Origin of the sequence: Microcystis sp. M49636_WE2, from assembly GCF_030065375.1 — a bacterium.
Lineage (GTDB): Bacteria > Cyanobacteriota > Cyanobacteriia > Cyanobacteriales > Microcystaceae > Microcystis > Microcystis aeruginosa_C.
In genome coordinates this window covers 20,542-35,231 of sequence record NZ_JASJFG010000052.1, presented here as the reverse complement: position 1 = coordinate 35,231, position 14,690 = coordinate 20,542, and the positions used below count along the sequence as shown (strand labels likewise).

Genomic DNA, 14,690 nt, shown 5'->3' with positions numbered 1-14,690 from the left:
GGTGGTTCCGACCACCCCGATGGAAATACAGATAGCGAGGGGTTCCCAAAAAGCGCCGCCGTAGAGGAATAATGGCACAAATCCCGTCACGGTGGTTAAGGTAGTGGTGAGAATGTGACGGGTGGAAGCAATGACCACTTCCCGGATTGCCTTGCGTTGGCGTTGAAGATGGGGCGGTAAAGCTTGTAAAGCCGCTACCACGACAATAGAATCATTAACGGAAACCCCAACTAAGCCGATAGTGCCTAAAATCGACATGAATCCTAGGGGATATTCAAATAACCAGAGGGAAAATAAGGCTAGTCCAATTGAACTAATACCGACGACAGTAACTAGGGCAGCAAGACGGAAGGAGTTAAAAGAAAGAACAAGAGTTGATAGCATTAGAATCGCCAAGACTCCCACACTAGCAATTAGATTAGCCACAGCTGTATCTCTTTCTTCTTCCTCTCCGCCAAATTCGAGCCGATACCCTGCCGGAAGGGAAAATTTGCCCGATTCTAAGTTTTGGCGAAATTCGTCTAAAACCGTTGCAGCGATCGCATCAGCTTGAACATAGGCCTTCACCGTATTAATTCGCTTGCCATTTCGTCGAGGAATCGTGGCTAATTCGGGGAGAAAATCAAATTCTGCCACGGAGGAAAGGGAAATATTCGCCCGTTCAGCAGTGGCGGAATTACCGAGAATATTTAAAGAGGCAATTTGTGGCAGTTGCTCGCGATCGCGATTACCGACTCGGACTCGCACGGGTAATTCTTCCGTTGCTTCTAAAATCGAGCCACCCACAGAACCTTCTAAAAGGTTATCCAATTGGCTGGCGATCGCCGCATTATCCAAACCAATCAGTCGAGCTTTTTCTTCATTAATTTTTAAGGCTAATTTAGCTTTAATTTCACTTAAATCAGCAACAGAATAGGTTATTTCGGGTATTTTTGCCAGTTCTTCCCGTAGGGACTCGCCAATTTTCCTTAACATCTCCAATTCTGAGCCATAAACCCTAATTTCGATCGGGGCGCCCACCGGTGGACCCTGTTCTAGGGGGCTGACTAATACCCTTGCCATCGGTAGAGCTTGACTTAATTGTTTTTGTAAGGTTTCGATCAATTGGGGTTCATCAGAAACTTGCCGAAGTTGAATCAATGCTTGGGCAAAATTAGGAGAGTCTTTGACGCCATCGGAGAGATTATAGTAGAAGGGGGGAGCATTACGCCCTAAAAACCAGTGAACTTCCCCAATTTCTCGATGATCTAGCAGTATTTTTTCAGCTTGAGCCACTTTTACCTGAGTTACTTCTAGGGTTGTGGTGGGGGCCAGTTCGATTTCTAGGGTTAACTGATCTCGTTCTGCCGGCGGAAAGAATTCTTCCGGGAGAGTGCCAGCGACAACAAAGCCAGTAATTGGGACAATCAAGCCAATAACCAGACCTAATACGGGAAAATAGAGAATTAACTTCAAAATTTGGCGATATAACCCCGTTAGGAGCGGTAAATTAATTCCCGTATCCCACCAATGGGTTTTTGTCTGGTGCGATCGATGAGTCAGTTGATATAAACGTAAACTGAGGACAGGAATAATCGTTAGGGACAAAATTAGAGAACTAACCAAGGCTAAGATCACTGTTTGGGCGATAGTACGCACGAATTCGCCAGTGCCTCCTTGCAAAAGAGCGATCGGCATAAAAGACAAAATCGTGGTTAGGGTAGAAGCTAAGAGGGGAATCCCTAACTGTTTAACGGTTTCAGCAACAATATGTTCGTGAGCTATTCCGGTCCGTAGTCCTTTTTGCAGTTCATCGACAATCACAATAGCGTTATCGATCAAAAGTCCCAAAGCAATAACAATTCCTGTCACCGACATTTGATGTAGGGGAATTTGCCAGAGATTCATACCGGCAAAGACCATCAGGATCGATAAAGGCAGGGATACACTTACTACCAAGGCGGACTGCCATCCCATCATCACAAAAGCTGTCCCCATGACACAGAGTAACCCTAGGATCATGTTGCTGAATAATCCATCGAGTCGGTTAGCCACATAACGATTTTGGGCAAAAATTATCTTGAGGCTCACACCTTGGGGGAGAGAAGGGCGAAACAGGTCTAACTTGGCCTGGGCTGCCGCTGTCCATTCGTCTATGCGTTGCCCCGATTCCATCATAGCGGCCACCACAATAGCCGGTTTACCGTTAATAATGGTTAGTTCTGGTGGTGGTTCTTGAATTCCCTTGGTAACTAGAGCGATATCTCCTAAACGGGTAAATTGTCCCTCATTACTGTAACGAATCGGAATGGCTCGAATCCGAGAGAGTGATTCTAAACTGGTATCGACTTCCAATAATAAATTATTGCGATTACTGCGAAGTTGTCCGGCGGCAACCTTGGCATCACTGGTTTGAATTTGTTGGGCAACTTCGACGGCGGTTAGGCCCAGGGAGGATAATTTCACCGGATCGATTTCGACTAAAATTTCCTCGGCCGGAACCCCGACTAACTCGACCCTTTCGGTTCCCCAAAGGGCTTCTAATTCATCGAACAGTTCTTGGCCAAGTCGGCGTAAAATAGCGTAATTAGGAGCGGTATCTAGATCCCAAAGGATGGCAGTCAATAAACTAAAGGCTTTACTATATCCTTCTTCGTATAAGGGTCTTTGGGCTTCTGGGGGTAGTTGCGGGATGACATCGGTAATCCGATCGCGAATGCGTGACCAGACGGGATCCACATCAGTCACTTCATCTTTAAGTTCAATATTGACCGTGGAACGCCCTAATTCTGAGGAGGACTCAATCAGGCTAATTTCTTTGATGCTAGAGAGAGATTGTTCAATTTTTTCGGTCACTAGGGATTCGACCCGATAAGGACTGGCACCGGGTAAATTGGTGGTAATGGTGGCACCTCGATTAATTGTTTCGGGATCTTCCATGCGCGGCAAAATTTGAAAGGAAGACAATCCCCAGACAATAATCAGAATTAAGGTAAGAATTAGTAATCTAGGTTTACGTTCAAATAAGTTATTCATTGGAGATTATTAGGGATAATAAAGCTGATTAATGACCGCTGACTACCAAATTTCCACCATTTGCCCGGGTACGATGCGGTGAACCCCTTCGACGATCACTCGATCACCGGAGGTGAGCGTCCCGCGCACCAACAAGCGATCGCCTTGAATCGCTAGAACTTCTAAATCTTGGCGTTTGACGGTAAATTGTCGAGGATTATCGGGATTAGCTTCTCCTAGAACATAGGAAGACCATAATCCTCTCGTGCCTTGTACTAAAGCTTCTGTGGGCAACCAATAGCCCGATTGTGGAACTGATTGAGATAATTCTAGGCTGACCACTTGCCCCGGAATCAGGCCCTGAGTCTGATTTAAACTTAAAATAACCGTGGCGGTACGGGTAGTTGGATCAATTTGGGGCAAGGTTGAAGTGACTTGTCCTGTTAATATTTTGTTACCAATTTTTAAACGATGTTTACTGCCAATTGGTAAGTTTTCGGACTGGTCAATGGGAACCCCTATACGCGCTTCCAGTTTATTACTTTCCACTAAACGAACGATCGGATTACTTGCAGAAACAACAGTGCCAATATTGACGTGAAGGAGGGCAATAGTGCCATCGTAGGGGGCTTGAAGTTGGCTTTTCTCAATCTCTAATTTAATATTCTTCAGTTGGGCATCAAATTGGTCAATAACGGCTTTTTGCAGAGAAATCAATTCGGGACGAGTACCAGCTTTGAGTTCATCTAATTGACTTTGGGCTTCATCAATTCTCGCTTGTTGTGCATTAACATCTGTTTGCACTTCTTCGAGTTGTTCTCTAGTAATTGCCCCTTCTTGATACAATCCTAGCCGTCTTTGGTATTTAGATTGGGCTAAAGCTAATTGTTCCCTGAGATCTCGGACTTTTGCTTGGGCTGCAGCGATACTTTCTTTCCTGGAACCAGCTTGTAATTCTTGCAGTTTAGCCGTGGCTTGCGATCGCTGGGCGATGAGTTCTTGTTTTTGTGCTTCTAAATTGCGTGTATCTAGAGTAGCAATTAAAGTACCTCGGCGTACCTCTTGACCCTCTTGAACCAATAAACTAATTAATTGTCCCGAACGCTCAAATCCTAGTTCACTTGTCCGTTTAGCCACAATATTACCCGTATAACGGCGCGGTTCTTGGTGATGGGTGACAGGACTTAAAGTTAAGGTTCGCACAGGTAAGGCTGCCGTCTTGCTCTTATCGATTGCTAACGAAGCGGTTTCTTCTGAGGTGGTGGATTCAGAGGTGTCTTCTAAGAGGACATTCCGCAGGGTAGGATAGGCAAAAACCGAGGTGGCCGCTAGGATACCAGTAATAATTAATCGCCAGGGCAATCGCAGTTTTTTGATAGCAGTTTCTTGCTGTTTGGTGATGGGATTGGGGGAAGTCATAATCTAGTTCCAAATGAGTAGGGTTTTGTCAAGAGTAATAACAGATTAGCGAGGAAAGAACTATTTTTTGATCGCATAAGGCCGTAGGACAAAAGCCGCTGCTAGGGATAATATACCGGCGCACAAAAAGGCAATTTGTACCCCCCAGGGGTTATCAGGAGTTTTCCCGAAAGAAAGGATTAATCCTGTTAGAAAAGACCCCGCACCTTGGCTAAATTGAATTAGTAGCCCCCTAGTTCCAAAAAATATTGCTTCTCGTCCCATTCCCTGTTGCTCCGCATCTTGATCGATAATGTCCGATAACATGGCATTCGGCAGACTAAAAAAGCTGGCTAGAGCTAAATTAGCGATGATCGAAAGGATTAACCAGGGAATCAAAGAATCTTGCCACCAAAAACGACCACAGGCCATGGCAATCATACCCAGACCAACCCAGATTAAAGAACCTTGAAAAACCAGTTTTTTGCCATATTTTCGCGCTAAGGGTAAAACCAGGGTAAATCCAGCCAAGGCACTACCGACGATAATAGTATTAATCACGGCGGCAAAACTTACCTCTCGTTTGAGGAGAGCAATTACTAAAAAAGTCGGAATCACCGAGATAATACTAATCACCATCCACGCCAAAATCATGGTGATCATATAGATACAAAAAGTCCGATTGGTAAAAGCCGCCGTTAAGGTGGTTTTAAAGTTAGGATATTTCCCCTTAGAAGGACTATATTCTTCTTTTTCTAGCAAGGGCATAGCTAGAGTAATTAGCCCAATAAGACTAATAGCAATACCCATTCCCTGAAAGCCATAGCTATCAGTTAACCAAGGGGCAATAATCCCACCAATGGTGGCACCAACTAAACCAAAAATTCCGATTTGAGTTGATAATTTAACTCTTCCTTCTGGGCTTTTAGCGAGAGTGGGCAACCAGGCTAAATAGGGAACATGATAGGATGCCATACCCACATAAAACACCCAAAGCATGGTGACTAAATAAATGAAGTAAGTGGTTTGATTTAAGTTATTAGGGGGATTAAACAACAGGATAAAACCACCAATTAAAGGGACTAAACTGGCCAGTATAAATGGTCTTCTTTTGCCCCAAGGACTCCAAAAGCGATCGGAAAAATAACCGACTACTGGCTGCACAAAAGCCCCAGCAATACGGCTAATCATTATCGCTATCCCCACTAAAGCAGAGGGCAATAAAATGGATAAGTTATAGTCATTGGGAATGCCGGGGTCGTAGCGATAAATTAGCATGGTTAGAAGGGCATTGTTAACGATAAAGTTACCAAACCAACCAGTGATATAAGGAAGATAATCTATTCGGAGATGTTGCCATTTGCTGGAAGTGCTAGAAGTCATTAGAATTGGGGGAGAGATGGGCAGTTAGCAGTAGATTGTTAGGCTTATTTAAAGAAATTCGTAGCGACCGGGTGAGAGAATGTGATTGGGATCCAAGCTGTCTTTAATTTTCTGGATTAAGCAACTATAATCGTCTTGGGCTGCGGGTAAACTATTCATAGAGTGGGTACTAAGACGGTAGGGATAATAACCTTGATTGATCAATTCTGCCAACATTTCATCGTGACAATTTAAGGCTTTTTGGTCTTCGCCTTCTAGCAATCGATCATAAAAAATGGCAGCATTGATGTTAATATTGCGCTCGGTAACACAGTTAATGCCGATATTGGGTTCATAACCATATTTTTGAGCGATGCTGCTGATAATATTGAGAGCATTTCTGAGATGATTTCCCAGAAAAGGAACAGCGGGAACACACCAAATCATGCCACAGGCATCCAGGTCTAAATTCAACCTATCGGTGGGGGGCGTTTTTTTGCGCCAATAGGCCATCTTCAGCACTTTTTCGGTAATCATTCCTCGTTGGGGATTTTTGTGATAAATTAAATCCACCTTGTCCTTAATTTCCACACCAGTAAATACTTTAAAAATGGGACTCATTTTGCTGGCCATTTTGAACTTATTTTCATCAAAAAACATAAGTTTATTGACAATTCCTTTCAAGGCTTTTTCAATTAGGTTTCTTTCGACTTTTCCCTGTTCTGGTGAAGCCGAATATAAAGCACCTTCTCCTATCCAAACACCGCCACCCCATTGATGACTTAATTGTTCTAATAAATCGGGGGGTAAAGGAGTTTTTTCTTGGCATTCCTGCCAGGGATATTGTTGTTGAATAGACAACATTCGGTAGTTATTATTAATGTGGAAGGTGGTTTTAATTACCCCTGCCATTTTCAGTTGACGTAGTTTGTCGATCAATAACTCTAATTTATTTTCCTGATCGATGCTATAGAAAAAAGCCTGAAAATATTCAGGATAGGGGGTTAACCAAAAAGTCATTTTGGTGACGATTCCCAGGTTAGATTGGGTAAAAATTCCATCAAAATAAGGACCGACTCCCCAACGATTGACCGCCCCTATTTGGGAGTTTTCAAAGCGATTAAATCCCGTATGAACACATTCACCGGTGGGCAAAACTACTTCCATTCCACAGACATGATTAAAGCGATCTCCCAAAGGTCCTTTGGCTTCACCTCGTTCGAGAATATTGCCAATAATACTAGAATCAGGAGTCGAACCGGTGACACTCATTAATAATTTATTGCCATTTTTCTGCAAAAAATCGTAGAGTTGTCGCTGAGTAACACCCGCTTCAATAGTTACATAAGCTAGGGTTTCATTATAATCCAAAATCTGATTTAATCGACTCAAATCCATTAAAACCGAACCGGTGCGGCTAGGAACTCGCGAACCATAACCCCAATTTTTACCCGTACTAATAGGATAGACAGGGGTTTGATAGCGATTAGCAATTTTTAGAGATTCTTGGACTTCTTGACGATTACCTGGGCGAATAATTGCCGGGATTTTAGCATCGGTTTCGTAGGTAGCGGTCTCGGCTTCTAGGCGTTTTTTGTTATCGGTGCTGACATATTCGGAGCCTAATAAATTTTCCCATTCTTGTAGAGCGTTAGTTAAATTGTCGCTAATAATATTTTCGGAAACAATTAGAGAGTCCATAGTATTTTTTTTCTCCTTGAAATTCAGGTATGAGGGGTAATTAAAGGGCCGTAGGGAACCGGCCCTGCTATCCGTGGCAATTAACTTTTAAGCGGTTGCTGTTTGCGAGAGAAAATTGCGCTAAAACTAGGAATAAAACGGGGAGTATTGGCAAAAACTGCTTGATAATTGGTGTCTTGACTCAAAGCTTCTTCTTCAGCTGGAATGCGTTGGATTAATAACCAAGCATTCAGGAGACTAAAGACTATAGATGTCAGATAAGCGGTATGAAACAAGGGAACCACCGCTAATTCCGTGATCATGGCCCACCAGTTAGGATGACGGATATATTGATAAATGCCATTGTCGATCACGGGTGTCTGAGGAACCGTGACCACCTGATGAATCCAGCGATCGCCCAAGGCTTCAATGGAGGCATAGCGGAGCTTTTGAGCTAAAAAAGTAGTAATTAGCGAAAATAAAGCCAATGCTGGAATAAAAGGTCGATCGAGCAGATAAACTTCCCCGATCATGCAAAGCATCCAGCTAGATTGGAAAATCTTGACGAATCCCACATAATTAGAACTATGCAGTTTGCCACCTTCCGCTAAGACTTTGGCCATATTCTGTTTACTCAGACGAGTAACGCGCACTCGTTGGACAATAATGTAACTAATCAGGGCAATGAAAACTATTTGGCTTAACATCCTTAAATATCCTTAGAATTGAACTAAAATGGCTTCTTGAGCAAATCCAGGCCCCATGGAAATTATTAATCCGTAGGAACCCGTGGGAGGATGGGGACGGGAGAGGGTTTCATCGAGAATGCAGAGGATAGTAGCAGAGGCAATATTGCCAATTTCTGCCAAAATATCCCAACTAACCTGTAAAACATCCGGTTCTAACTGAAATTCTTCAACTATTGCATCGAGAATCTTTGGACCCCCCGGATGCACCATCCAACAGACAATTTCCTCGAGGGAAACTCCTGTTTTTTCCAGTAAAGATGTCACCGCTTTTCTCACCCCACCCTTGACGTAATCAGAGACTTCTGGGCGAAGAATTTGGCGAAAACCGTAGTCTGTTAAAGGTAATGCCATTAAATGCTCTGTGTGGGGCATTAACAGCGATTGAGTGCCGATAATCTTCAGTTTTGCTTTACCTTGCTTGACTAAGGGATGTTCATCTCCCGCTAAGAGAACCGTGCCGACTCCATCGCCAAATAAAGCCGCTACCACAAGGGTCATAATGATATTGCTATATTGAGACGGATCTTCGGGTAATTGTCCCAATAATTCCGTTAAATCGCTATGAATTGACCCTTGCCAAAGGCCAGAGGAGGGATCGGTGGTAAACAAAATCGCTGTTTCGGTGGGATGTCCTTGCAGATAATCGTTTACTCTGGCTAATCCTTGGGCGCCTCCCAAACAGCCGACACCCGATAACGCTTGCCGCTTGATATCGAGGGAAAAATCTAGACGATTGAGGAGTAAACTTTCTAGGGAAGGAACGGAAGGAAGAACAGTAACGGAAGTAACTAGGGAGATTTCTTTGGGAGAAAGAGCGGCTTTTTTGAGCAAATTAGTTACTGTCGATGTTACTAAATCCATAGTTAGATCGACCATTTGACGAAAGGGTTGGGCGATTCCGGGAGGATTATCGGCATCGAATTCATCTAGGGGAATAGTGAAGTATCGCCCTTGAATTTTGACATTACTGAAAAAACGATGAATTTGTTCTAAATCAAAAAAGGTTTGTTCCTGGAAGTCGAGTTGATTTTCTCGGCAATAATCTTGAAGAAGATTAGCACAATGATTTCTGATATTGACTTCTAGAACTTCTTGGGGATAGTAATGTTCTGGAAAACCAGTAGCTGTCTCAATAATGTAGGGCATTGGAGTTAAGATAGAGGGATTTCAGGGGGTTAATTATGGTGGGAGATTTAAGCCAGTAATCGGCGAGCTAATCCTTGGGCTTGGCGTATATAACCCAATTTGTCAATCACTAAGGAGTGAGTACCGCTATGGTGTTTATTTTCGGCGCTTAAATTGGCACTAATTTGACGTTTTAGCTTTTCAAATTTATAGACAAACCGGGATTTTTTATCCTGAGCTTGTAGATAAGCGGCCACTAAATTACTTTGTTCTTCAAATACTCGCCAGTGGGTGCCAGTGGGATGAACCATTCCGATGACAAACAGGTTATTTTCCTCTGGGTGAAAAACATTCATATAGAGGTTAGGCTGGGTGGTTCCTTCTTGCCAATTTAAATCAGATTTGTCAATAAAAGAAAATTCAATTTTGTAACCAGTGGCGTAGATAATCAGATCAATTTCTTCTGTACTGCCATCGGCAAAAATAACATTCTTTCCGTCTAATTCTTGGATATTAGGCTTATGGGTGACATCTCCATGCACATAATAACGATAGATTTGTTGGTCACTGTTGGGAATAATTAGACCGTTACTTTTACAATCTGTAGGAATATTGAGTTTTTTGAGATTAACTCCTTGTAAGAATAGAGCTATTGGTGATAATAAAGCCATCATTTTCATATGTTCTTGCGCTGGAATTAGATTCATGATTGGCGTGTTAATCATCACCCATTCTGGGGGCAAACCGAACAAAAATTTCGGCATACAGAGAAAGCCACGACGGGTACTATGGAAAGTTTTACTGCCATTGATAGCGGCTTCGACGACTAAATCCATGGCTGATTGTCCCGCTCCAACTACTAGGACTTTTTTAGCATTTAGTTGAGCGGGATTATCATAATCTTTTGAATGGATAATTTCCCCGTCAAAATGCCCAGAAAATTGAGGAATATTCGGTTTACTATGATAACCACTAGCGATTAAAACCCCTCGGTATCGTCTGGTTTCTTGGTTGCTAAGGGTGACATCCCAAAAGTTACCCACCTTTTTTACTTTCTCCACGCTGAGATTAAATTCCATGAAATCATAGAGATTGAAATGAGCGGCATAATTGCGAAGATATTCATAGACTAACCGATGATTGGGATAATCTGGGTAATCTTTTGGCATGGGAAAATCGGAAAAAGGTTGTGTGGTTTTATGACCAATCAGATGTGTATTTTTATACATTGGACTATCGGGACGATCATAAATCCAAATACCCCCAACATCCTGGGCAGATTCGATAACATTAAAGGGAATTTTGGCTTTGCTTAAGGCTCTAGCCGCCGCTAATCCTGCGGCACCAGCCCCAATAATACAGTATTGCTCTTTGTAATCTAAAGTCATGATTTTTCTCCCTTGAATAGTTGGTTGATTAGGCAGTCATTTGTTCAGGAAACTCTCGTAAACTTTGGCAAATTATTTTCATAATTTTCTCCGTATGTTGATTGATAAAGAAATGTCCTCCCGGTAAGGTATGCAGGACAAAATCTTGATTGGTTTGCAGTTGCCATTGTTGTAATTGATCGGCAGAAACCTTGGCATCGTTGTGGCCTCCAAAAACGGTAATAGGACAATTTAAGGGTTGACCTTGTTGATAAGAATAGGTCTCTAGGAGTTTGAAATCTGCTCGTAAAATTGGCAAAAAAGCCGCCATTAAATCGGGATGTTTGAGGAGAGTTTCTGGGGTTCCTTGAAAATGACCTAAAGCTGCTAAAAATTGCTCATCTCCCAGACGATGAATGGGTAAATCGGGATTGACAATTTGAGGCGCTCGAAATCCAGACATAAATAAATGTTGGGGTAGATTTTGCCGAGTTTTAGCTAATTCTCTGGTTAATTCAAAACTGATTAAAGAACCCATGCTATGACCAAAAAAAGCATAAGGTTGGTCTAAATAGGGAGTCAGAATCGGAATGAGACGATTAATCAGGGATTTTAGCGATGTAATCGCAGTTTCCTGAAGACGCGTTTCGCGTCCGGGTAGTTGAATCGCCCACAATTCCACTTGCTTGGGGCAGTAATTCAGCCAATTTTGGAATAGGGAGGCACCCCCACCGGCGTAGGGAAAACAAAATAGACGAATGCTGGCGTTAGGATTAGCTTGTTTGCGAATTAGCCAAAGTTTCGGATCATTAGAGATATTTTCGGCTTTAGTCGTCTTGATTGGTTTTTTCTGTTTTGAGGGGAGAGGAGTTTTGTGGCTAGTTGCAGGTTGGGAGTTTTGGGTGATTAAGTTGAATATTTGCGGTAAAAACTGCTCAATACTCAATCCCGCTAGGTATTCCACGGGAACAATAATTTTTAAATCCTCCTCTAGTTGACGTCGTAATTGACTGGACATGAGAGAATCTAAGCCTAAACTAGAGAGCGGTTGCTTGGTATGTAGCTTGACCACGGATAAACCAGTAATCTGTTCTAAAACACCGATAATGTAGGTTTCTAGTTGTTTAAGCTGTTTCTCTGCGGGTGTGGCCAACAAAGAGTCAAGGGTAATTAGATGACCAGAAGATGATGCGGTGGTGGTTTTGACAACTTCTGGCGGTTGCGGCGGTGTTTCTAGGAGATATTTCGACAATTCAGGCAATAATTGCGCTTCTTCTGGGGTCAAGTCGCCTGTTTTTAGCCAATAACTACTTCTTTCAAAGGTGTAGGTCGGTAAGATACAGGGTTTACTGTCTTGATTGGCCGTTATCTCTTGCCAATTCAGGGCGAATCCCCGCAGATAAAGCTGACTGACACTCTCGAGGATCTGTTGTCGGTCAGAGGTTTGACGACGCAAACTGGGCAACCAAAGACAAGAATAATTTTTATCCAGTAGGCTGCCCATGCCCGATAAAACGGGATGGGAGCCGCATTCGACAAATAGCTCATAACCGTTGTCCAGTAAGGTTTTTATCCCATCGGCAAAGCGAACAGAACACCGGAGATGACGACACCAATAATCGGGAGTAGTGACCTCAAAATTGACTAAGTTGCCATTAAGGTTAGAAATTAAGGCTCGTTGGGGGGGATGATAGGTGATAGTTTCAGCAATTTGTCGGAACTCGTCTAAAATCTCCTCCATCAGAGGGGAATGAAAGGCTTGAGAGACATTTAACCGGGTAATTTTCAGATTTTTGACCTGAAGCTGTTTTACCAGGGTTTCTATGGTCTCTGCAGCACCGGACAGGACAATATTATCCTGACCATTAATAGCGGCAATAGCGACCTGAGATTGATAGGGGGCAATTAAGGGACTAATTTCAGCTTCACTAGCCGAGATAACGACCATTGAACCACTTTTTCCCACAGAATCCATCAATTTAGCCCGATAGAAGACTAATTTTAAGGCATCTTCTAAACTAAAGACTCCAGCAACACAGGCGGCCACATATTCCCCTAAACTATGACCCATAACCCCATGGGGGCTAATTCCCCAGGATTCCCAGAGTTTAAAAAGGGCGTATTCGAGAGCAAATAGGGCAGGTTGGCTGTAAAAAGTTTGATTGAGATGATTTTCTTGGTCAATAATCTCCTTTAGGCAATAGTCCCCATATTGACGGAGAATCTCAGCACAGCGATCGAGTGTTTGACGAAATAGAGGATAACATTGGTATAGTTCCCTTCCCATACCGGGGTATTGAGAACCCTGTCCCGGAAAGAGAAAGGCAATTTTTGCCCGATTTTTGCCATTAAATTCACTTTTTTGGCGAAAAGAACTGGGTTCACCTTGAACGAAAGCGGCTAATTTTTCTTGAAGTTGGCAGTGACTAGAGACAATACAGGTGAAACGATGGGGTAATTGGGAGCGACTGCGATTGCTAGTAGCACAAATGGAGCTTAAAGCAATATTTTTTGCATTTTCTAGGTAATTTGCGTATTTTTGGGCTAGTTTGATTAAAGCCGATTCAGTCTTGGCTGAGAGGGTGAACAGATAGGGCGATGAATCAGGTGCCGCAGTCGTTTGAGGTTCGTAAGGGTATTCTTCGAGAATAATATGGGCATTAGTGCCATTTAAGCCAAAAGAACTAACTCCAGCTAAACGAGAAGAATTTTCACTAACCCATTCACGGTTTTTAGTCGGAACTTTCAGCGGTTGATTTTCCCAGTCTAGATGGGGTGTCGGTTGCTGGAAGTGGAGATGGGGGGCAATTTGTCGATGTTGCAAGCATAAAATCACTTTCATCAGTCCGGCAATACCAGCGGCCGCTTCTAGATGGCCGATATTGGTTTTGACGGAACCAACCCAAACCGGTTGGGGATTTTTAGCAAAAACTGTCGATAATGCACCTAATTCAATGGGATCGCCTAAAGAAGTGCCAGTTCCATGGGCTTCAATATAGCTAATGTCCTCTGGCTTTACCTGAGCATTTTTTAAAGCTTGACGAATCAATTGTTCTTGACTAAGTTGATTGGGAACTGTTAAACCGCTACTCGTACCACCATGGTTAACGGCCGAACCTTTAATTAGTCCTAAAATCAAGTTATTATCCCGAATAGCCGCAGATAAAGACTTTAAAACTATAATACCGCCGCCTTCTCCCCGCACATAGCCATTCGCTGTTCTATCAAAGGTTTTACAACGACCGTCAGGAGACAACATCTGGGCGCGGGATTCCATGATAGTAACGAAGGGGGTTAACATTAGGTTGACCCCCCCAGCTAGGGCAACTTCACACTCGTTATTGCGTAAACTTTGGCAAGCTAAATGAACAGCGACTAAAGAGGAGGCACAAGCAGTATCAACCGTTAAAGTTGGGCCATGAAATCCAAAAAGATAGGATAAACGTCCCGAAGCTACACTTTTAGCATTTCCCGTTCCCGTATAGGCATCAATCAGATCGGGATGATGGCTAAAATGGGAGTAATCTTGAGTCATCATGCCTATAAATACCCCCGTTTGACTTCCTCGCCGATTTAAGGGTGATATTCCCGCATTTTCCAGAGCTTCCCAGGCTAGTTCCAGCAGTAATCGCTGTTGCGGATCCATTTGTGCTACCTCCCGGGGAGAAAGACCAAAAAAATCAGCGTCAAATTGATCTATCGGTTGATTTAAGAAGCCACCGTGACGGGTATAGACTTTTCCCCTTGCATCGGGCTTAGGATCGTAATAATTGTCAATATTCCAGCGTTGCGGCGGAATTTCGCTGATGGCATCGGTTCCTGATTGCAATAATTCCCAAAAAGTTTCCGGTGAATTAGCTCCCTGGGGAAAGCGACAGGACATACCAATAATTGCAATTGGTTCATTCTTAGCTTTTTCTAGGATATGTAGCTTAGTTTTTAAGACCTTAATTTGATTTAAGGCATCTTTTATTAAGCTCATTTGATCAGTTTTGGCAGGTGTTTGTGTCATGGT

Annotated in this window: 8 protein-coding genes; all 8 read right to left on the bottom strand. The window is 43.0% G+C overall.

The features are described 5' to 3' along the window. Nucleotides 1-3,015 (bottom strand): efflux RND transporter permease subunit (locus PX484_RS01190; protein WP_288102685.1); only part of this gene is annotated, 3,015 nt, incomplete at its 3' end. A 42-nt stretch (nucleotides 3,016-3,057) separates the two neighbouring features. Continuing rightward, nucleotides 3,058-4,413 carry an efflux RND transporter periplasmic adaptor subunit gene (locus tag PX484_RS01185; protein WP_288027407.1) on the bottom strand — a complete coding sequence of 452 codons (1,356 nt, stop codon included), beginning with the start codon at nucleotides 4,411-4,413 and terminating at the stop codon, nucleotides 3,058-3,060. Between the two features lie 60 nt (nucleotides 4,414-4,473). Beyond that, nucleotides 4,474-5,775 (bottom strand): MFS transporter, encoded by a 1,302-nt coding sequence (locus PX484_RS01180; RefSeq protein ID WP_004158569.1) that lies wholly within the window; start codon nucleotides 5,773-5,775, stop codon nucleotides 4,474-4,476. A gap of 48 nt (nucleotides 5,776-5,823) precedes the next feature. After that, the gene (locus PX484_RS01175; RefSeq protein ID WP_288102684.1) at nucleotides 5,824-7,455 is read right to left on the bottom strand and encodes an FAD-binding oxidoreductase; all 1,632 of its coding nucleotides are present in this window, start codon (nucleotides 7,453-7,455) and stop codon (nucleotides 5,824-5,826) included. 80 nt (nucleotides 7,456-7,535) lie between these two features. Then, nucleotides 7,536-8,141 carry an isoprenylcysteine carboxyl methyltransferase family protein gene (locus tag PX484_RS01170; protein ID WP_002731647.1) on the bottom strand — a complete coding sequence of 202 codons (606 nt, stop codon included), beginning with the start codon at nucleotides 8,139-8,141 and terminating at the stop codon, nucleotides 7,536-7,538. A 12-nt stretch (nucleotides 8,142-8,153) separates the two neighbouring features. Continuing rightward, nucleotides 8,154-9,329 (bottom strand): type III polyketide synthase, encoded by a 1,176-nt coding sequence (locus PX484_RS01165; RefSeq protein WP_193976950.1) that lies wholly within the window; start codon nucleotides 9,327-9,329, stop codon nucleotides 8,154-8,156. Between the two features lie 47 nt (nucleotides 9,330-9,376). Next, a complete protein-coding gene (locus PX484_RS01160) occupies nucleotides 9,377-10,696 on the bottom strand; it encodes a flavin-containing monooxygenase (protein WP_288102683.1) in 1,320 nt (439 codons plus the stop codon). 28 nt (nucleotides 10,697-10,724) lie between these two features. Next, nucleotides 10,725-14,657: a beta-ketoacyl synthase N-terminal-like domain-containing protein gene (locus tag PX484_RS01155; protein WP_288102682.1), complete on the bottom strand. Its 3,933-nt coding sequence runs from the start codon at nucleotides 14,655-14,657 to the stop codon at nucleotides 10,725-10,727. Between the last annotated feature and the right edge of the window lie 33 nt (nucleotides 14,658-14,690).